Genomic DNA, 20,588 nt, shown 5'->3' with positions numbered 1-20,588 from the left:
CAGACAGGCTCGGTGCGGCAGCTCGGCACCGGCACTACGATCCTCACCGGCATCAATAGTTATACCGGGGGCACCACGATCAGCGCGGGCACGCTGCAGCTCGGCAATGGTGGGACAAGCGGCAGCATCACCGGCAATGTCGCCAATGATGGCGTGCTGGCGGTCAACCGCTCGGACACCATCACGTTCAATGGTGTGATTTCCGGCACCGGTTCGGTGCGGCAGGCTGGCGCAGGCACGACGATCCTGACCGGCATCAACAGCTATGCCGGCGGGACGGCGATTAACGCCGGAACGCTGCAGGTCTCCAGCGACGCTAATCTGGGCGCGGCCGCAGGTCCGCTCGGCTTCAACAACGGCATCTTGCGGACGACCGCGAACATCAGCAGCGCGCGCACCGTGACGCTGACCGGCGCGGGCACGATACTAACCGACGCCGGAACCAGCTTCACCCTCAGCGGCGTGGTTTCCGGTGCGGGCGGAATGACAAAGGTAGGTGGGGGCACGCTGACGCTGACCGGCGCCAACAGCTATACCAGCGGGACAACGATCGCGGGGGGCACGCTGTCGCTCGGCAATGGAGGCACCAGCGGCTCCATCATCGGCAACGCGGCGAACAGCGGCGCACTGGTTTTCAATCGCTCCGACAATATCGGCTTTGGCGGCCTCATTTCGGGAACCGGGTCGGTCACGCAAGCCGGCACCGGCATCGTCGCACTAACGGCAAACAACAGCTATACCGGCACCACCAACGTGAATGCGGGCACGCTGCTGATTAACGGCGACCAGTCCGCCGCGACCGGTCTCACCAGCATTGCGTCCGGCGCGACGCTTGGGGGTGGTGGTATCGTTGGCGGCAGTGTAACCGTCGCAAACGGCGGCATCGTCGCGCCGGGCAATAGTCCCGGCACAATGACGATCAATGGTGATTTGTCACTGGCAGGTGGTTCGATCCTTAACTTCGAGTTTGGTCAGGCCGGTGTCGCGGGCGGACCACTCAACGATCTCATCAATGTCGGCGGTAATCTGGTGCTCGACGGCACGATCAACGTCGGCGTATCAGCCGGCGGGGCTTTCGGTGGCGGCATCTACCGCGTGTTCAACTATGGCGGCACGCTCACCGACAATGGCCTCACGCTCGGCGTACTGCCGGTCGGGAGCAGCGTCACTGTCCAGACCTCGGTCGCCGGCCAGGTCAATCTGATCAACTCGGTAGGCCTCTCGCAAAGCTTCTGGGATGGGAATGCCGGGCCAAAGTTCAACAATGTGATCAATGGCGGAAACGGCACCTGGCATCTTGGCGGCGCCGACAATAACTGGACCAATGCCGACGGCAGCGTGAATGCCGCTTATGCCGACGGTACGCTCGCTATCTTCGCCGGAACCGCCGGCACCGTGACGGTCGACAATACAGACGGCGCGGTGACCGCGTCCGGACTGCAATTCGCGAGCAATGGCTATCTTATCAATGGCGCCCCGCTGACGCTGATCGGCCCGGACTCGATGGTCCGCGTCGGCGACGGCACGGCCGTTGGCGCCGGCTATACCGCCACGATCGCGGCGGTGCTCGCCGGCACGACCCGGCTGGTCAAGACCGACCTTGGCACCCTCGTCCTGAGTGGCGCCAACACCTACACGGGGGGGACCGCGATCAACGGCGGCACATTGCGCGTCGCGAGCGATGCCAATCTCGGCGCGGTGGCGGGCGGGCTCGATTTCAATGGCGGCACGCTCGACACCACGACGAGCATGATAACCGGCAGGGCGGTCACGCTGACCGGGGCCGGGACCTTCCTCACCAGCAACGCGCTCGCGACGCTGAGGTTGACAGGCACTGTCACCGGCGGTGGTAGGCTCATCAAAAGTGGCGCCGGCATCCTGGCGCTGACCGGCGATGCTACCCATAGCGGCGGCACGACCATTACCGCCGGCACGCTCCAGATCGGGGCTGCCGGCACCACGGGCAGCATCGTCGGCGATATTGTCAACAATGGCACGCTCGAGTTCCAGCGGAGCGATGCCTATACCTATGATGGCAGCGTCAGTGGCACCGGTACGCTCACTCAGTCCGGTGCCGGCACCCTCAGCCTGACCGGCAGCAGCAGCTATGGCGGTATGACCACTGTCAACGCGGGCGAGCTTCGCATTGCCAGCGGAAACACGGTCAACTCCGGTGGCGCAACGGGTATCACCTCGGCGGTGCTCAGCATCGATGGAAGCGGTTCGGTTTTCAGTACCACGGGACTCATTGCACAATCTCAATCCGGTTTGGGTGTGAGCGCGACCGTGAATGTCTCGAATGGCGGCGTGTTCAGAACGACGACCGGCAACCTGACACTTCGCAACGGGCCGGTTGGCCCGGTCCTCACGAGCCTCAATATATCCGGTGCGGGTTCGCTCGCGGACGTCGCCGGCGGATTTTTGGTGGGGACGTCCACTGCCAGCAACATTGCCGGCGCGACGATCAGCTCGGGCGGTGCGCTGCGCACCGCCGGGGCGAGTCAGATCGGTGCAGTGGCCGGCAATACGACCGCACCGTTCGTCACGATCACCGGGGCGGGGTCCAACTGGACCAGCAGCAGCTCTCTGTCGATGACCAACGGTACCTTCTCGCTGCTGAACGGCGGCGCGGCGAACTTCACCAGCGCGACGATCGGCTCGGTCTCGGCTGCGCGTCCTGCAAACTTGCTGGTTTCAGGCGCGAGTGCACGCTTCACCACGACGGGGAACCTCATTGTCGGCAGCGGCGTCGGGACGGGCATAGTCACGCTGACCGATAGTGGGCTGCTTAACGTCGGCGGATCGCTGACGCTTGCCAGTAATGCTGGCGCGACCGGCGTGCTCAACATTGGCGGGGGCGAGAGCCTGACCGCTGCGGCTGCCGGGGCCATAAATGCTGCATCGCTCAACCTCGGCAGCGCGACCTCGCGAGTCAATTTCAACCACACCGATCCGGCCTATGGTTTTGCGGCGCTTGTAAGCGGGATCGGCAATATCAATCAGGTGGCCGGTACTACGATCCTGACGGGCAACAACAGCTATACCGGAACGACCAATGTCTCGGGCGGGACGCTGATCGTCAACGGCGATCAAACTGCGGCGTCCGGACTGACCACGGTGGCGGCGAGCGGCACGCTGGGCGGCAAGGGAACGATCGGCGGAAACGTCACGGTGGCGGGCGGGACGCTGAATCCGGGCGATAGTGGCATCGCGCCGGGCGCGCTGACGATCAACGGCAATCTGAACTTTGCGGCAGGCTCTACCCTGAACTTGAACCTGGGTCAGGCGAACGTTGTCGGCGGTGCCCTCAACGATCTGGTGAATGTTGGTGGCAGCCTCGTGCTTGATGGCACGCTCAACGTACAGACCTCTGTAGGCGGGAGCTTCGATCCGGGCATCTACAGGATCATCAACTATGACGGAGCCCTTACCGATAATGGACTGACGATCGGCACGATTCCATCGCCGGGCTACTATGTGCAGACGTCGGTCGCTAATCAGGTGAACCTCGTGAACACGGCGGGGCTCCAGTTCCGGTTCTGGGACGGCAGCGGCCCGAAAAATGACGGCGTCGTCAGTGGCGGCGATGGCCTGTGGCAGAATTTCACGGGCAACGACAATTGGGTGGATGAGGGCAGCATCCCCAATGCACCGTTCGCGGACAGCGCATTTGCCGTGTTTCAAGGCGCCGCGGGCACCGTCACCGTCGACGAAGGCCTTGGTGCGGTCAATGTAGCGGGCATGCAGTTCCTGACGGATGGCTATCTGATCGGGGGCGACGCCGTCACTCTCACTGGTGCGCAGGCGACGATCCGCGTCGGGGACGGCACCGCGACGGGTGCGGGCATAACAGCAAGCATCGCGACTGAACTCACCGGATCGGCCCAGTTGCTCAAAGCGGATATCGGCACGCTTTTGCTCACAGGTGCCAACAGCTACACTGGCGGCACGGCGATCAATGCCGGCGTGCTTCGGGTCTCCGGCGACGCTAACCTAGGCGATGCGACGGGCGGCCTCACGTTCAACGGCGGTACGCTCCAGACGACGGCAAGCTTCGACAGTGGCCGCGCGGTCGCGCTCGCGAGCAACGGTACCCTGCTGACGGACGCCGGGACCACCTTCGGGCTGACGAGCGGAATCAACGGCGCTGGTAATCTGGTCAAGACGGGCGCGGGCACGCTGACGCTGAGCGGCGCCAACAGCTATTCGGGCGACACCCAAGTCAATGCCGGCGCCCTGTTCGTCAACGGCAATCAGACCGCAGCCACAGGGCTGACCAGCGTAGCCTCCGGCGCGGTACTCGGCGGGACCGGCGTGATCGGCGGCAATGTCTCGATCGCCGATGGGGGAACGCTCGATCCGGGCGGGCTCGACGGCCTGCCCGGCCTGCTGGCAATCAATGGCAATCTGGCGCTCGCAGCCAATGCGACGCTGTCGATGCAATTCGGCGAAGCCAATATCGCAGGCGGTGCGCTCAACGATCTAATCGATGTCGGCGGCAATCTAGTGCTCGACGGGACGCTCAACGTGTCGGTGCCGACCGGCGGCAGCTTCGGTCCGGGCATCTACCGCATTTTCAATTACGGCGGCGCGCTCACTGACAATGGTCTTACTCTTGGCGCCACGCCAGTCGGCAGCACGGTCTCGATGCAGACCGCGGTCGCGGGACAGGTCAACCTCGTCAATTCGGCCGGGCTGACGCTGAGCTTCTGGGACGGCGCAGCCGGCCCCAAGAACAATGGCCAGATAGACGGCGGCAACGGCGTATGGCGCATCGGCGGCGGCTCGAACAACTGGAGCAATAGCACTGGTGCACTAAACGCCGACTATACTCCCGACAGCTTCGCGATCTTCTCGGCCGCGCCCGGGACGGTGAGTGTCGACAATAGCAGCGGCAACGTCCGCGCGTCGGGCATGCAGTTCGCGAGCAATGGCTATGGGATCACTGGCGACGCGCTGACCCTCACCGGGGGACAGGCGCTCGTCCAGGTCGGCGACGGCAGCGTGGCAGGCGCGGGCTACACCGCGACCATTGCAAGCGAACTCTCGGGTAGTGCGGGACTGGTCAAAACCGATCTCGGCACCCTCGTGCTCACCGGCACAAGTAGCTACACCGGCGGGACGCGGATCGATAGCGGGACGCTCCAGCTTGGCAATGGCGCCGCGACCGGCAGTGTGGCCGGCGACATCGTCAACAATGCCGCGTTGGTGGTGAACCGCAGCGACACATTCACGCTCAGCGCCGCGATCTCGGGAACAGGCACACTCACCAAGCTGGGCGGCGGTATGCTTATCCTGAACGGTGCCAACAGCTATGCAGGCGGCACCGTGGTCGGTGGCGGCACCGTACAGGTCTCGAGCGATGCCGATCTTGGCGCTGCTGCGGGTACGCTATCGCTTCAGGGCAGCACGCTCCAGGCGGCAGGCTCGTTCACGTCGAACCGAGCAATCCTTTTGGGTAGCCCCACTTCAAATGATATCGACACCCAAAGCTTCGATGTCACCTTGGCCGGTGTAATAGGTGACGGACCCAATAGTGCCACTGGCACCTTCGTTAACAAGCTCGGCTCCGGGAAGCTGACCCTGACGAGTGCCAACACCTATAACAATCGAACCGCCATCGCGGGCGGCACGCTGGCGCTGGCCGGCGCGGGGACGATCGGTACTGGCGACCTAGTGGTCAGCGCAGGCACGGTCTTCGACATCTCGCAGACCAACACCGGCGCACGCGTGATCCAGCTCAATAGCGGTCCCGCAGGTACCATTGCCTTAGGCTCCAAAACGCTGACGCTCGGCTTTGGCAACTCCTCCACCGACTGGTCGGGAACGATCACCGACGGCGGTATCGCCGGCGGCACGGGCGGCAACGTCGTGATCGCGGCGCCGGGCGGTGCGGTGCGGTTCTTCAAAGCTAACAGCTATACTGGCGGCACCACCGTTTCGTCTGGTACCTTCGTCCTCACCGACGACGGCGCACTCTACTCGGGCGGCGCGGTGGCGGTGAATAACGGAGCCATATTCGATATCGCTGCTCTCGCCAGCGCTGGCACGACAATCGGTGACTTCTCAGGTGCGGGCATAGTGGCACTTGGCGACAAGTCGCTGAGTTTCGGAACAGCCAACAGCACGAGCTTCTCCGGCACGATCGCCGGAGCCAACGGTGCATTGGTCAAAAACGGCACCGGCACCTTCACACTCGCGGGCACCAACAGCTATACCGGTGCGACGAACGTCACCGCAGGCACGTTGCTCGTCAACGGCAACCAGTCGACCGCTACGGGGCTTACTAGCGTAGCAACGGGCGCGACGATGGGCGGTTTGGGAACGATCGGCAGTGACGTTGTAGTGGCTGACGGCGCTAAGTTGGCGCCGGGTGACGGCGGGCCGGGGACGCTCACCATCAACGGCAGTTTGGCGCTGTCCGGCGGCTCGGCGCTCGCTTATGAATTCGGCGCGGCCAATGCGGTCGGCAGTCCGCTCAACGACGTCGTTAACGTCGGCGGCGACCTCACGCTCGACGGCATGCTCAACGTCGCGGTGACGCCTGGCGGCGCCTTCGACATCGGTCTTTACCGCATCGCCAGCTATGGCGGCACGCTGACCGACAAAGGCCTTACGCTTGGGCTCCTGCCGACGGGCGCCGATGTGTTCGTCCAGACTCCGGTCGCCAATCAGGTCAACCTGATCAACGTCGGCGGCTCGACGCTTAATTTCTGGGATGGCGTGGCTGGCCCCAAGTTCAACAATGCCGTCGACGGCGGCAACGGTGAATGGCAGAGCGATATAGGCAACGACAATTGGGCCGATGCCGGTGGCGCGGTGAATGCGGGCTATTCCGATGGCGCCTTCGCCATCTTCACTGGTGCCGCCGGGACGGTAGCGATCGACAACAGCCTGGGCACAGTCACTGCATCGGGCCTGCAATTTGCGACTAACGGCTACACGATCACCGGCGGCGCGCTTACGCTGATCGGGCCGCAGTCGGTGATCCGGGTCGGTGACGGCACGACCGGGGGAGCAGACTATACCGCCATGATCGCGAGTGACATCACCGGCGCCACACAACTGGTCAAGACCGGCCTGGGCACACTCGTGCTCTCGGGTACCAACGGCCATACTGGCGGCACTGCGATCATTGGCGGCACGCTCCGCATCGGCAGCGACGCTAATTTGGGTAATGCCAGCAACGGACTTGACCTAAATGGCGGCACGCTCAACACCACTGCCAACCTGAGTTCGGCCCGCGTCGTCGATCTTGCTGGTGCAGGCATCTTTCGCACCGATACCGGCACGACGCTGATCCTGACCGGAGAAATCTCAGGCGCTGGCAGCCTCACCAAAGGTGGCGCGGGAACCCTCATCCTCGACGGGGCTGGCAACTATGTGGGCGTCACCACCATCGCACAGGGCCTTTTGCTGGTGAACGGCGACTATTCGGCTGCGACCGGCGGGGTGAACGTCACGGGGGGTGCAGACCTGGGCGGCGTCGGCACGATCGGCGGCAATGTGGCGCTTGCCGATGGGGCAATCATCACCCCCGGCGCAGGTGACGCGGGCACGCTGACCATCGGCGGCAGTCTATCGCTCGCGGAAGGCGCGACGCTCGCATATGAGTTCGGGCAAGCCAACGTCGCGGGCGGTGCGCTCAACGACTTGGTTAATGTAGGCGGCGACCTCCTGCTCGACGGCACGATCAACGTGGCTGTGCCCGCAGGCGGCATGTTCGACACTGGCGTATACCGCGTATTCGACTATGGCGGCGCGCTTACCGACAATGGCCTGACACTCGGCGTATTGCCGGCGGGCAGCAACGTCACCGTGCAGACCTCGGTAGCTGGCCAAGTGAATCTGGTGAACAGCGCCGGGCTGGTGCTCAACTTCTGGGACGGCGCGGTTGGCCCCAAGAACAACGGTGTGATCAATGGCGGCAACGGTATCTGGCAGAACGGCATCGCCAGCGACAATTGGACCAACTCGAGCGGCGCGCTGAACGCCGCCTATTCCGACGGCGCGTTTGCGGTGTTCGGCGGCACCGGCGGCACGGTCGCTGTAAGCAATGGTGCCGGCCAGGTGACGGTTTCGGGCCTCCAGTTCACGGCCGGTAGCTATACGATCACTGGCGATGCATTAACACTGACCGGACCCCAAACGACAATTCGCGTCGGCGACGGCAGTACGGCAGGCGCCGAGTTTACTACGACGATCAATTCGGCGCTATCGGGCGATGCGCAACTGGTCAAGTCCGATGCCGGCAAACTCGTGCTCGGCGGCGCCAACACCTACACTGGCGGCACCCTGATTAACGGCGGCACGGTGCAGATCGCGGCTGACGCCAATCTGGGTGCGGCCCAAGGCAACGTGACGCTCGACGGCGGCACGCTCGCGACCAGCTCCACCCTCACCAGCGGCCGGGCGATCGCGCTGACACGAACGGCGACGATCTCGACGGCTGAGGCCACCACCTTCACGTTGGGAGGTCAACTCTCCGGCGCCGGAGAGTTGACCAAGGCCGGTGCCGGTACGCTACTGCTGACCGGCATCAACGGGAGCTATACCGGAACGACGACGGTCGCGGGCGGTACGCTCGCGGTCACCGGCGCATTCGGCGGCGCAGTGGGCGTCAACAGCGGCAGCCGCCTTGAGGGCACGGGCCAAGTAGGCAGCGTCAGCAACGAAGGCATCTTGGCGCCGGGTCGCAACGGGTTCGGCACACTGACCGTGGGGGGCTATACCGGCTCAGGCGGGCGTCTGGAAATCGAGACTGCCCTTGGCGACGACCGTTCGCGGACCGATCTCCTCATAGTGGACGGTGCCACAGCGGGCACCACCGCGATCGATGTGGTCAACCGCGGTGGGCTTGGCGCCCCGACAGTCAACGGCATCAAGATCGTCGACGTGGACGGCGCGTCCGACGGCGGGTTCACCCTTAATGGTGATTATGCGTTCGAGGGCGACCAAGCGGTGATCGCCGGAGCTTATGGCTACCGGCTGTACAAGAACGGAGTAAGCACACCGACCGACGGCGACTGGTATCTGCGTTCGAGCCTGCTAAATGCACCCAATGAACCGCAGACCCCGCTCTACCAACCGGGGGTGCCGATCTATGAGGCTTATGGCCAGAACCTACTCGCGCTCACCGAGCTCGGCACGATGCAACAGCGGATCGGCAATCGGCGGTGGGCGGAAATCGAAAGTGGCAAGGCATCCGGCATCTGGGGGCGCACGGAAGCTAAGCGCGCGCGGCCCAACGCGGCGTTCTCTACCAGCCTTGCGGACGTCAATGTCGATAATTGGAAGTACGAGCTCGGCGCAGACTATGTGCTCGATGAGCGCAGCGGCGGCGCGACTCTCGTGCTGGGCGTGCTCGGCAGCTATGGCGAAGCCTCCGCTAACATCGTCTCGCTATTTGGCAACGGCAGCATCAAGACCAAGGGCTACAGCGCCGGTGCAACGCTGACGTGGTTCGGCGCGCAAGGCTTCTATGTCGATGGCCGCGCGCAGATGAACTGGTTCGATAGCAAGCTGAAGTCCCAGGTGCTCGGCAGGCTCGCTGACAGCAATAACGGCACTGGACAAGCTTATAGCATCGAGCTCGGGAAGCGCGCGCCGGTCGGCAAAACGCTTTCGGTCACCCCACAGATCCAGGTGGCCTACTCGACTGTCAAGTTCGATCAGTTCACCGACCCGCATGGAGCGGTGGTCTCGTCGAAGCTCGGTGACAGCCTAAAGACCCGTTGGGGCATGGCGCTCGACCGGCAGGATGCACGCAGCCGTCTGTATGTTGTGGGGAACCTCTCTTACGAGTGGCTCGACGGCACCGTCACCGATGTGTCTGGCGCACCGATCGCGCGCGAGAACCATCGCCTGTGGGGCGAGCTGGGCGTGGGCAGCAGCATCGTGCTAGGCAATCGCCTCACGCTCTACGCGGAAGCCTCGGCAAACACAGCCTTCAACGATTTCGGCAAAAGCTACAGCTTGAAGGGGACGGCCGGTCTCCGACTCCCCTTCTGATAGCCGGAATCCGCTAGCGATCTTATCCAACGCCCCCGCACGATAGCTATCTTGAACGATACCATCTCAGGGGTGAGAGACGCATCATCGGAAAAGGCCGCATCGTAGTAGGCGAACGACGCGATAGCTCTACTTTTTTCGCTGGAGCTGCTGTCAACGAATGGGCAGCGCTTCTTCACAGGCTTCATCCGAAACCTGACCGAGCGTCAGCATGCAGAGGCTCGCCCCGGAGAGCTGCAGTCTACTGTTGATCGGATAGCTGCGTTGTCCACCCTCATTCTAGAACTCAAGTGAATAGGAAAAGCCGTTTGTTTAGCCAAAAAGGGAGGCGACGTAGCAGTTTTGTGCAGCGACATAGGGTCTTCTATCATTGAAAGCTTTGCCATTATCTATTTCGGCCGTCGCTGCGTCGACCGTGATGTTCGATGCTCCGCGCAAGGATGCTAACACGCGACTATGCTGATTTTCTATGTATGCTTAATCTGCCGATGGTTCTTATTGCGATGATCGATGATTTTGCTCGCTGCCACTATCCGCGTTGTAGTGTCACAATCCGCTAATCGTCTGAGTTTGCGGACAGTCAGTAAACCACCTGTGTATGTCTCAGCAGATTTGCCTGACGACTTGGCCAGCACTGCCGAACTACCGCCCCCGCTTCATCCGCACCAAGGCCTCGTCCAGTGTCTGCAAGAAGCGCGAGCGGTCCGCTTTGCTGAAAGGAGGTGGGCCGCCGATGGCGGTGCCGTCGGCGCGGAGGTCGGCCATGATCGCGCGGGTGGCGATGGCGCTGCCGATGGAACTCATCGTGAAGGGCTTGCCGTTGCTGCCGATCACCGCCGCGCCAGCCTTCAGGCAGCGGTCGGCAAGGAGGATGTCGGCGGTGATGACGATGGCGTCAGCCCCTGCCCGCTCGGCGATCCAGTCGTCGGCGGCGTCGAAGCCGTCGCTGACGACGATCCGGTCGATAAGCGGGTGGGCGGGCACGCGGATCGGGCTGTTGCTGACGATCGTCACCGGAACTTCGTGCCTGAAGGCGACGCGGTAGATTTCGTCCTTTACCGGGCAGGCGTCTGCGTCGACGAGGATGCGGGGCATGTCAGAAGCCTTCTTGTTCGCAGATACCTCAAACCGCTCGCCGTGCCCGTGGCGAAGGGGCCTCGCTTGCGCTCGGCAGATCCCTTCGACTTCGCTCAGGGCGAACGGTTTAGATGTTATGCGTTAGCCCGGACGACCACCGCGGGGCTTGCCGGCGAAGGGCTTGCCGCCGCCGGGTTTGCCCTTGAACGGAGGACGTGCGCCGCCGGGGCCGCTTGGGCGATCGCCGAAGGGCTTTGCGCCGAACGGTTTGCCACCGCCACCGTTTCGGGGTGCGCCTGTGCCGCCGGGACGCGTGCCGAGTTGCGCGCGCTGGGGAGGACGGCCTTCACCGTGAGGTTCGCCGCGCGACTCATTCCGCCCTTGATAGCCGCGACCTTCGGAGGGCTGCGCGTCGTAGCGGCGCGGCGGCGGACCGTCGTTGCGGCGGTTGCTGCGGGCTTCGTCGCGCGGCGTGCCGCCCTTCACTTCCTCGATCATGACTGCGCCTTCGCCATCCGGATCATCGCCCGCCGTGCGCTTGACAGCCGTGATGAAGCGGCCTGCGACGGCGCGCGGAATCTCGAACAGGGTTTCGCTAGCGGCGAGGCGGATCGCGCCGATTTCGCCACGCGTGATATGGCCACGGCGGCAGAGTAGCGGCAGCAGCCAGCGCGGATCGGCATTGTCCTTGCGACCGATGTTCATGCGGAACCAGATAGTATCCTCGAAACCGGGGCGCGGGCCGTCGTTGCGCTGGGGGGCTTGCGCGCCGTCCAGCAGTTCCTCGGGCGCGGGCATGCGGGCGCGGTGGACGCGGACCAGGGCGGCGGCGATATCCTCGGCGCTGCGCTCGGCCAGGATGCGCTGGGCCAGTTCGCGATCTTCCTCGTCCACTTCGACGGGTTCGAGCAGCGCGAGGATCAGGCGTTCGCGGTCGTTGCGGCGAATATCCTCCGGTGTGGGAGCGGAGATCCACTCCGCATTGATCTTCGCGCCACGCAGCATGGATTCGACGCGCTTGCGGCGGGGATAGGGGACAAGGAGGACGGCAGTGCCCTTCTTGCCCGCGCGACCGGTGCGGCCCGAGCGATGCTGAAGCGTTTCGGCGTCACGTGGCAGTTCGACGTGGACGACGAGGCTCAATGTCGGCAAATCGATGCCGCGCGCGGCGACATCGGTAGCGACGCAGACGCGGGCGCGGCGATCGCGCAAGGCTTGCAGCGCTGCGTTACGCTCGTTCTGGCTATGCTCGCCGGACAAGGCGACGACTGCGAAGCCCCGTTCGGTGAGACCGGCGTGGAGGTGGCGAACGTTGTCGCGCGTGGCGCAGAACAGCATCGCGGTTTCGGCCTCGTGGAAGCGCAGCAGGTTGACGCAGGCGTTTTCGATATCGGCGGGCGCGATGGTGACGGCCTGATAGCTGATGTCGCCATGGCCGCGATCTTCGCCGACGGTGGAGATGCGCAGCGCGTCCTTCTGGTAACGCTTGGCGAGCGCGACGATCGGCTTTGGCATGGTGGCCGAGAAGAGGAGTGTGCGGCGGCCTTCGGGCGTGGCGTCGAGGATCTGCTCCAGGTCTTCGCGGAAGCCCATGTCGAGCATTTCGTCGGCTTCGTCGAGCACGGCGGCGCGGAGTTCAGCGAGGTCGAGCGCGCCACGCTCAAGGTGATCGCGCAAGCGACCGGGCGTGCCGACGACGATCTGTGCGCCCTGCGCCAGATTGCGGCGCTCCTTCGAGGCATCCATGCCGCCGACGCAGGTCGCGATGCGCACACCGGTGGGGCCGTAGAGCCAGATGAGTTCGCGGCTGACCTGCAGGGCCAGTTCGCGAGTTGGGGCGATGATGAGGGCGAGTGGCTTTTGCGTCGGCATCGCAAAACCTTCGGCGTTCAGCAAATCGTCGGCCATGGCGAGGCCGAAGGCGACCGTCTTGCCGGAACCGGTCTGCGCGGAGACGACGAGGTCGCGGCCAAGCGCTTCGGGTTCGAGAACGGCGGCCTGAACCGGGGTAGGCGCGGCGTAGCCACGGGCGGCGAGAGCCTCGGAAAGAAGCTTGGGCAGGGTCGTGAATGGCATTCTAATACTCGAATCAGTTTGGCACGCCGCAACGGCTGAAATTATGATGTGACGTCTGGAACGGCCGGTTCCCCATTTTTCTTATGTTTTTCAGTGGCTTCAAGACGCCAGATGCTAATCCACCCAGCGAAAACCACCCTTCCGACCTGAAATCACTCCGGGGCAGCGTGCACTAAAGAGCCTGCCCGGCTGCCCACCCACTAGACCATGCCCACTGAAAATTATAGCCCCCTAGCCAACCTGTTACGTCGACGGCCTCTCCGATGGCGAAAAGACCCGGAGATGTGCGCGATTCCATCGTCTGAGACGACAGCTCTGCGGTGCTGATGCCGCCCAGCGTGACTTCGGCCTTGGCGAGGCCTTCGGTGCCGTTCGGGTGGAATTGCCAGGCGGCGAGCCGCTGGGTCGCGGCTTGGAGTGCTTTGTCGGTCTGGCTGGCGAGATCGCCGGGAAGGGCGAGGCGTTCCGACAGGGTTTCGGCGAGGCGATCGGGGAGTGCCGAGGCGAGCGTGGAGCGCAGAGTTGCGCGGGGTTTGAGGCGTTTTGCTTCGACCAGCCAGTCGGCGCTGTTGGAGGGCAGGAAGTCGATTCCGATGGGCTGTCCGTGCCGCCAATAAGACGAGATCTGCAGGATCGCCGGGCCGGACAATCCACGATGCGTGAAAAGAGCGGCTTCGCGGAAGGCGGTTTTGCCGCAACGCGCGATGACGTCGGCGGAGACTCCGGACAGGTCGCGGAACAGGGTTTCGTCGCCGCCCAATGTCAGCGGGACTAGCGCCGGGCGCGGCTCGACGACTTTCATGCCGAACTTGCGGGCGAGGTCATAGGCGAAGCCGGTTGCGCCCATCTTCGGGATGGATGGGCCGCCAGTGGCGATGATGAGCGCAGGCGCGGAGGCTGTGCGCGCGCCGAAGGTGACGCGATATTGCGCGTCGGCATGGGCGATGTCGGTGATGGCGTCGCCCAGCGCGATCTCTGCCCTGCCCTTCGCGCATTCCTCTAGCAGCATCGCAACGATCTGCCGCGCGGAGCCATCGCAAAAGAGCTGCCCCAGCGCCTTCTCGTGATAGGCGATGCCGTATTGCTCGACCAAGGCGATGAAGTCGGCGGCGGTGTAGCGGCCCAGCGCGGACTTCATGAAGTGTTTGTTGGCAGAGAGATATCGGTCGGGCGCTGTGTGGATGTTCGTGAAATTGCAGCGCCCGCCGCCGGAAATCAGGATCTTCTTCCCCGCGGCTTCGGCATGGTCGATCACCAGCACGCGTTTGCCGCGTTGTCCTGCGATAGCCGCGCACATCAGCCCGGCGCCGCCTGCACCGAGGATTATCGCATCATATTGGTCGGTCATTCGCTGCGGCGAGTGAAGCGGAATACCGTGGCAGGGGGAAAGTTGCGAACCGTATGCCCCACGCGCGACACGTCCAGATCGAGCATGTCTAGGATGGTTTTGGAAACGGGGGGACGCACCGAATAGGTGAATTGCACGAAGCTGCCGCCAGGACGCAGCATCGCAAATGCTTCGGAAAGGATGGCGATGTGCAGGCTCTTGTCCATCGCGAGCAGTGGCAGGCCGCTGACGACCATCTGATAGCTGCCCCGCTCGCCCGCTGCATGGGAGGAGACGCTTTGCGCGGGTACTTCGAGGATCGAGGCGCGGGGGAAATGGCGGCGCAGGCTGCGCGCGAAGCCGGGATTGATCTCCACTACCTCCAGCTTTTCGGCAGGCAATCCGGTTGCGAGGATGGCGCGCGTGAAGACGCCGGTGCCACCGCCCAGTTCCATCACGCGGCCATCGGCGGGATCAAGCCCGCGCACCATCAGCTGTGCAAGATAGCGACTGCTGGGGACGACCGACGCCGTCTGGCGCGGCTTCTTGACCCAGGCCGCGAGAAAATCGAGGTAATCGGTCGCGGCCGTCCGGCAGGTTTCGAGAGCCACGGCGCGGCTGCGTTTGAATCTGGGTTGGCTTGGCAAGATACTAACGCTCCGTGGCGGCCCTGTTGTGCGTGACCTGTACCGTCCGAAAAGCGGAACGCCAAGCGTCACGACTTCGTTGTGGCACCATTGCGATACTGCCGCGATGGGCGCAAGGCTTGTCGATGCCGGACGGCTCATTCGGAGGTAGTCCGGCAATCAACTGATCAAACAGGAACAGGGTGGATTGGGGCATGGACAGGGATCGGAAATTTAAAAAGACGGCGCGCGTCATTACCAGCCTGTTGGTGGCGACGGCCACGCTGGTAGTATCCGCTTGTCAGAAGCAGGACGACGCGCCGGCCCTGGATAATGTCGCCATCCGCAATTCTGTCGAAGAGGTCGAGCCCGTCAACACGGCTAGCGTTTCCGACGCCGCGAACGAGACGCAGGTGTCGCCGACTACTACTGAATCGAGCGGATCAGAAAGCGGACTGCCGACGGCCTTCCGCGGGCGATGGGGCATGGTCAGGAACGATTGCGACCTCAGCCGCTCCGATACCAAGGGACTAGTGACGGTCAGCGCCAGCAGCCTGAAGTTCTACGAATCGTTGGGCCAGCTCAAGAGCATCGACGCTGTTTCGCCTACCGAAGTGAAAGCCCGCTTCGACTTCAGCGGCGAAGGGCAGAACTGGACCAAAACCATGACTTTGAAGCTGGAGAACGGCGGGACGACCCTAGTCCGTATCGAGCAAAATCCGTCAGCGACGTTTCGTCACGAGAAGTGCGCGTAGCCTATCATCTAAAGGCACAATTCTATTCTCTCGCCACGCCCAACTTACATGGGCACAATGATCCTGTGCCGCAAAAGGAACGGAAAAGAACAATCGATTACGAATTTACGTCAAAAGCATGAAAAGTTGCACTCATGCATAGACAGCCTGTCCGAATCATGATTGAAATATGCTCATAAGCACAAAGACGGAGAGGCTGAGAGGCGACAAGGAAAACACACAAGGGGGCTGGTGTGGATCGGGTTCGCGCAAAGCTTGAGTGGTTCAAGTCAACACTACTGCCGCACGAAGCCGCTCTGCGGGGACGGTTGCGGCGCATTCTGCCACCCACGCAAGAGCTGGAAGAGACGGTGGCAGAAGTGCTCGCACGGGCCTATGCCACTGATAACTGGGAACCGGTCACGGCAGGCCGCGCCTATCTTTTCACAATCGCCCGCAATCTAGTTATCGATAATGCGCGTAGGAACAAGATCGTCAGCTTCGAGACGATCGCGGACCTAGAACTACTGCAATCGGATACCGGGCTTGAAGGGCAGCTCGAAGCGCGCGACGCGCTCCGGCAAGTCGAGAAGATCGTCGAGTCGCTGCCAGTTCAATGCCGCCGAGTCTTCATCCTCCGTCGCATCCACGAGAAATCCATGAGCGAAATAGCGGAAGAAATGGGCCTATCCGTTTCTACTGTTGAAAAGCATCTAGCCAAAGCCATCACAATGGTTATGCGCGCTTGGTCGGAACGCGAAGAAATGGATTCGGAAAGTGCTGGAGTCGAACGGGCGCAATTGGTCGGAGATAGAGGAAGAGGCCGCAAGGCTTCTTGTCAAACTTCGTTCTGACGCTGACGAAGACGAGAAGGCACGGATTTACGGCTGGATCGAGGCAAGCCCGGCGCATGCCGTTGCCTTCGCGCGGGTCGAAGCGGCATGGGATGGTGCTGAAGCCCTCAAAAGCTCTGACCGCCTCGTTGATCTGCAAGACAACACCCTTGCCCCGATTAAGCGGACCAAGGCTAACACACGCAGCTTCATGATAGGCGGCGCGCTGGCAGCGTCTATGCTGCTGGCAGGCGTAGGAGCGACCGCAAAGATCACAGGTAGTGATTTCGGCTTTTCGTCGCCGTCGGAAGACAGCGAGCAATGCAAAGCAAAGGCTTCTAAAAAGTAAATTTCGAACTCTATCAGCGACGTTCGGGAGTATCAGGGTACCCCGGCGGATTGCTGCATCCGGCGTTCGGCGAACCACTGTCGAAGCGCCGCCGCCGTGCAGCCGGTGAAGCCGTAACTGCCGTTTACAGAGCAGCTTCCAGGTAGCGTCTGCCGCCCGACCGCTTCCATGTTCGCGACCTGACTGCCCCAGCCGGGGCCGCCCGACAGGGCTGGCTTGTCCCTCAGTGTCTTGGGGATGCGATAGCGCTCGGACTCTGGCTTGCGGGCGCAGACGACGATTTCGTCGCCTTCGGAAGGCGGGCAAGCGTCATTGCCATAGACCACGAGAGAGTAAATGCGTTGCGGCGGCTCGGCAAAGGCCGAGGCCCCTGCAACTGCGTATAGAGACAGCACGGTAATTGACAAAAGGTTCTTCATGACGACACAGTCAACCCGCATGGCTGAATGGTTGCTGTATACAACGTATCGGCCTCACCAGTCCTATCAGTTCGGCGCAGTGACCGGCGCATCCTTCTTCGCTGCAGCCTCTTCCGCTTTCACGCGCGCTTCGATGGCATCCGATTGCGCATCGATGGTGGAGAGACGCTTGGCCCGTTCCGCCGCGACTAGATCGCCCCAACTGGCGTTCTTGGCCTGCTGCTTTTCCGCCTTCGCATTACGCGCCAACTGATTGAAGCAGCCGGTGAAGCCACCGATACCAGATGGCGAGCAACTGTCGATGCCCGACTTGCCGACATATTCGAGCGACTTGTACTGCTGGCCCCATGCCTGGTTGGCGGGGGCGTTCGGATCGCCGCGCAAGGGTTCGGGAATGCGGTAGCGTTCCTTTTCCTCCTTGCGGCCGCACACGACGAGTTCGTCACCGGCAGTCTTGGGGCATGGATCGTCGCCATAGACGATGACGAGATTGACCTTCTCATTGTCGGTGCCGGCGGGGACCGCGGCAGGCGGGGACGCAGGCCCATCCTGCGCGAGCACCGAGGCTGGCAGCATCAGAAGCGCCAGGGTGGCAAGCGGCAGGATCTTCATAGCTTCATCCTTCAAATACGCGCCGAGAGCTTTATCGCCGCACGGCACCCCAGGCGGATCATGCCCGAGAGCAGTGCATAACCCAGTGCCTTTTCCGCGCCATGGGCAATCGCGGCATCGCGATGCTCCAGTTCCTCTGCCTGAAAATCCTCGACGGCAGTGGATAGTTCCTTGTCGTGCTGCCCCAGCGCGACGCGCTGCTCCGCATAATGGCGGTCGATCTCGGTTTCGATCGCGGCGGTGCAGGCCATTGCTGCCTCCGGGCCCAAGGCCGCCGTGACAGCACCGAGCGCATGACCCGCAACGTCCCAGATCGGCTGGAGCAAGGCGGGGCGCACGCCGCGCTCCACGATCATGCGGTCGAAGGTCTGACGGTGGCGTTCTTCCTGCGCGGCCATTCCGGCGATGACGCGACTCATCGGGTGGCGGTCGCCCATCACGGCAAGCTGGCCCGCGTAGATCCGCGTCGCGCCATATTCGCCCGCCTGATCCACGCGCAGCATCGCGGCAGTGTCGGGCTTGCGCCCCGGTCTCGGGTAATCCTTCGCCACCGTCATGCGGACCTCCGCGCCTTTGCCAGCAATGCCAAAATGGCAATGGCGGCGGCCAGCGACAAGAGCGCGTTGAAGCCGGCGAGCGAAATGCCGAACAGCGACCATGGCGCAACGTCGCAGCGCGTGAGCGGCGTCGCCATGATGCTGTCGAGAATATCGGCGGCGCTGCCCCCGACCGGCGTGGTGGAGCAGGCGGTCAGCCCGGTCCACCAGCCATATTCGACGCCGGCATGGAACGCGCCGATGCCGCCGCTGACTCCGATCGCGATGGCCGCGAGGGCCGTGAGCGCGGCGCTGGTGGAGGGCTTCCCGCGCGTTACGATGGCAAGCAGCGCAAGGGCGATTGCCGCGAGATGCGGCCAACGCTGCCACATGCACATTTCGCACGGATGAAGGCCGAAAACATATTGCGAGATCAGCGCGCCGCCGAGCAAAGCGACGGGCGCGAGGATCGCGATGAGGCGGGCTCTGGACAAAGCCGTCATGCCAAAACCGTCAAAGCGAGCCGCTTCGAATTCCCCATGCTCAGCGCGACGCGGTCTTGCGGACGGCAACAGGCGTGGCGCGGGCCATTATCGAAGGCTTGGCGCCCCCTATCCGGCCGATCGTCTGCATCGCGTAATAAAGCTGGAAGTCGTCGATGCCCTTTTTCTTCAATTCGTCCGCTGTCATCTTGAAGCGAGGATCTTCCTTGGCGTCTTCCTCCAGCGTCTTGTCGTCCACCTTGATCTCGTTGATCAAGTGACGACGCAGGTCGCTTTCGCGGAACTTGGGGCGTGCCTTGTAATCGGGATCGGAAATCTGCGGCACGCGGATATCGGGCTCGATGCCACCTTCCTGCACCGACCGGCCCGAAGGCGTATAATAGCGTGCCGTAGTGAGACGCAGGGCGGTCGTATTGCTGAGCGGCAGCAGCGTCTGGACGCTGCCCTTGCCGAAGCTGCGCTCGCCCATAACGAGGCCGCGATGCTGGTCCTGCAGCGCGCCCGCGACGATTTCCGAGGCCGAGGCCGAGCCACTGTCGACCAGCACGATGACCGGCAGGCCCTTCGCGTCGTCGCCGGGCTTGGCGAAATAGCGTTCGACATCGCCCTTGGCGCGGCCGCGCTGTGAGACGATTTCGCCGCGCTCCAGGAACACGTCGCTGACCGACACGGCTTCGTCGAGCAGGCCGCCGGGGTTGGACCGCATGTCGAGAATATATCCGGTCGGCTTGCGTCCCAGTGACTTGTCGATGCTGCGGATCGCCGAACGCACGTCGGCGCCGGTGTTGGCCGAGAAGCTGACGATGTTGATGATGCCGATATTATCCTTCACTTCCCACTTCACCGGCTTCAGCTCGATGACTTCGCGGGTGAGCGACAGGTCGATGGGCTTGTCGCGGCCAGGGCGCACGATGGTAAGCTTGATCGCGGTGCCCGGTGCGCCGCGCATCTTGTCGACGGCTTCGTCGAGCGTGCCACCGTAGATCAACTGACCATCGAGGTGCGTGATATAGTCGCCAGCCTTGATCCCCGCGCGGAAAGCCGGGGTGTCCTCGGTCGGGGCGATGACCTTGACCGCGCCGTCCTCCAAGGTGACGGAGAGGCCGAGGCCCCCGTAATTACCCTCCGTCTGGGTACGCAGGTTGGCGAAGTCGCGGGCGTCGAGGAAGCTGCTATGTGGGTCCAGGCTGGAGAGCATGCCTTCAATGGCGCCCTTGATCAGCTTCTCGTCATCGACCTTCTCGACATAATCGCTGCGAACCTTCTGGAACACGTCCATGAATTCGTCGAGCGCCTTGTAGCTGTTGCCTTCCGCCTCTGCCAAAGCCGCCGTCGTGGCGGGAATGAGGGCAAGCGCACTGAGAGCTACGGCACTTCGGAGGAAGGTGGATTTCATCGGGTGTTTGAGTCCTGCTGGGAGTTACCTGGCGATATAGGCGTATTCGCGGCGCGGCGCAAAGGTCTGGTCGACGAGCGTTGCATCGC

The 20,588-nt window shown here is 63.1% G+C and carries 13 protein-coding genes; 4 read left to right on the top strand and 9 right to left on the bottom strand.

The window, feature by feature from the left end:
* Positions 1 to 12: 12 nt before the first annotated feature.
* Positions 13 to 10,011: an autotransporter-associated beta strand repeat-containing protein gene (locus C1T17_RS05720; RefSeq protein ID WP_104952618.1), complete on the top strand. Its 9,999-nt coding sequence runs from the start codon at positions 13 to 15 to the stop codon at positions 10,009 to 10,011.
* Between the two features lie 642 nt (positions 10,012 to 10,653).
* Here the strand turns inward: C1T17_RS05720 and C1T17_RS05710 are convergent.
* The 4 genes from C1T17_RS05710 to C1T17_RS05695 all read right to left on the bottom strand — a co-directional run bounded on the left by C1T17_RS05710 (position 10,654) and on the right by C1T17_RS05695 (position 15,102).
* Positions 10,654 to 11,106 carry a YaiI/YqxD family protein gene (locus tag C1T17_RS05710; RefSeq protein ID WP_104952617.1) on the bottom strand — a complete coding sequence of 151 codons (453 nt, stop codon included), beginning with the start codon at positions 11,104 to 11,106 and terminating at the stop codon, positions 10,654 to 10,656.
* A 123-nt stretch (positions 11,107 to 11,229) separates the two neighbouring features.
* Positions 11,230 to 13,164 carry a DEAD/DEAH box helicase gene (locus C1T17_RS05705; protein ID WP_104952616.1) on the bottom strand — a complete coding sequence of 645 codons (1,935 nt, stop codon included), beginning with the start codon at positions 13,162 to 13,164 and terminating at the stop codon, positions 11,230 to 11,232.
* A 172-nt stretch (positions 13,165 to 13,336) separates the two neighbouring features.
* The gene (locus tag C1T17_RS05700) at positions 13,337 to 14,512 is read right to left on the bottom strand and encodes an NAD(P)/FAD-dependent oxidoreductase (RefSeq protein WP_104952615.1); all 1,176 of its coding nucleotides are present in this window, start codon (positions 14,510 to 14,512) and stop codon (positions 13,337 to 13,339) included.
* The gene (locus tag C1T17_RS05695; RefSeq protein WP_223262822.1) at positions 14,509 to 15,102 is read right to left on the bottom strand and encodes a class I SAM-dependent methyltransferase; all 594 of its coding nucleotides are present in this window, start codon (positions 15,100 to 15,102) and stop codon (positions 14,509 to 14,511) included. Before C1T17_RS05695 ends, C1T17_RS05700 begins: the two co-directional genes overlap by 4 nt.
* Before the next feature lie 230 nt (positions 15,103 to 15,332).
* On the opposite strand from C1T17_RS05695, the gene C1T17_RS05690 reads away from it, so the two are divergent.
* From C1T17_RS05690 to C1T17_RS05680, 3 genes are all read left to right on the top strand, one after another.
* Positions 15,333 to 15,872, top strand: coding sequence for a hypothetical protein (locus C1T17_RS05690; protein WP_104952613.1), 540 nt, complete (start codon positions 15,333 to 15,335; stop codon positions 15,870 to 15,872).
* A gap of 233 nt (positions 15,873 to 16,105) precedes the next feature.
* Positions 16,106 to 16,705 carry a sigma-70 family RNA polymerase sigma factor gene (locus C1T17_RS05685; protein ID WP_104952612.1) on the top strand — a complete coding sequence of 200 codons (600 nt, stop codon included), beginning with the start codon at positions 16,106 to 16,108 and terminating at the stop codon, positions 16,703 to 16,705.
* Positions 16,629 to 17,033, top strand: a complete 405-nt coding sequence (locus C1T17_RS05680; protein ID WP_223262821.1) for a FecR/PupR family sigma factor regulator — start codon at positions 16,629 to 16,631, stop codon at positions 17,031 to 17,033. Before C1T17_RS05685 ends, C1T17_RS05680 begins: the two co-directional genes overlap by 77 nt.
* A gap of 32 nt (positions 17,034 to 17,065) precedes the next feature.
* Here the strand turns inward: C1T17_RS05680 and C1T17_RS05675 are convergent, their stop codons facing one another.
* The 5 genes from C1T17_RS05675 to C1T17_RS05655 all read right to left on the bottom strand — a co-directional run bounded on the left by C1T17_RS05675 (position 17,066) and on the right by C1T17_RS05655 (position 20,499).
* Positions 17,066 to 17,452, bottom strand: a complete 387-nt coding sequence (locus C1T17_RS05675) for a hypothetical protein (RefSeq protein ID WP_223262820.1) — start codon at positions 17,450 to 17,452, stop codon at positions 17,066 to 17,068.
* 66 nt (positions 17,453 to 17,518) lie between these two features.
* The gene (locus C1T17_RS05670; RefSeq protein WP_104952609.1) at positions 17,519 to 18,064 is read right to left on the bottom strand and encodes a hypothetical protein; all 546 of its coding nucleotides are present in this window, start codon (positions 18,062 to 18,064) and stop codon (positions 17,519 to 17,521) included.
* 11 nt (positions 18,065 to 18,075) lie between these two features.
* Entirely contained in the window at positions 18,076 to 18,621 is a 546-nt protein-coding gene (locus C1T17_RS05665; RefSeq protein WP_104952608.1) for a demethoxyubiquinone hydroxylase family protein, read from the bottom strand.
* The gene (locus tag C1T17_RS05660; RefSeq protein WP_104952607.1) at positions 18,618 to 19,103 is read right to left on the bottom strand and encodes a disulfide bond formation protein B; all 486 of its coding nucleotides are present in this window, start codon (positions 19,101 to 19,103) and stop codon (positions 18,618 to 18,620) included. The genes C1T17_RS05665 and C1T17_RS05660 overlap by 4 nt, the downstream gene beginning before the upstream one ends.
* 40 nt (positions 19,104 to 19,143) lie before the next feature.
* Positions 19,144 to 20,499, bottom strand: a complete 1,356-nt coding sequence (locus C1T17_RS05655) for a S41 family peptidase (RefSeq protein WP_104952606.1) — start codon at positions 20,497 to 20,499, stop codon at positions 19,144 to 19,146.
* Between the last annotated feature and the right edge of the window lie 89 nt (positions 20,500 to 20,588).

Source organism: Sphingobium sp. SCG-1 (genome assembly GCF_002953135.1).
Classification (GTDB): domain Bacteria; phylum Pseudomonadota; class Alphaproteobacteria; order Sphingomonadales; family Sphingomonadaceae; genus Sphingobium.
Note: the sequence above shows the minus strand (reverse complement) of the source record. Positions and strands in the feature narration are given on the sequence as shown.

Bases quoted from the DNA above. Each gene is read 5' to 3' on its own strand.
- C1T17_RS05710 (WP_104952617.1), bottom strand. From the start codon at position 11,106: ATGCCCCGCATCCTCGTCGACGCAGACGCCTGCCCGGTAAAGGACGAA.
- C1T17_RS05705 (WP_104952616.1), bottom strand. From the start codon at position 13,164: ATGCCATTCACGACCCTGCCCAAGCTTCTTTCCGAGGCTCTCGCCGCC.
- C1T17_RS05700 (WP_104952615.1), bottom strand. From the start codon at position 14,512: ATGACCGACCAATATGATGCGATAATCCTCGGTGCAGGCGGCGCCGGG.
- C1T17_RS05690 (WP_104952613.1), top strand. From the start codon at position 15,333: ATGGACAGGGATCGGAAATTTAAAAAGACGGCGCGCGTCATTACCAGC.
- C1T17_RS05675 (WP_223262820.1), bottom strand. From the start codon at position 17,452: ATGAAGAACCTTTTGTCAATTACCGTGCTGTCTCTATACGCAGTTGCA.
- C1T17_RS05670 (WP_104952609.1), bottom strand. From the start codon at position 18,064: ATGAAGATCCTGCCGCTTGCCACCCTGGCGCTTCTGATGCTGCCAGCC.
- C1T17_RS05665 (WP_104952608.1), bottom strand. From the start codon at position 18,621: ATGACGGTGGCGAAGGATTACCCGAGACCGGGGCGCAAGCCCGACACT.
- C1T17_RS05660 (WP_104952607.1), bottom strand. From the start codon at position 19,103: ATGACGGCTTTGTCCAGAGCCCGCCTCATCGCGATCCTCGCGCCCGTC.
- C1T17_RS05655 (WP_104952606.1), bottom strand. From the start codon at position 20,499: ATGAAATCCACCTTCCTCCGAAGTGCCGTAGCTCTCAGTGCGCTTGCC.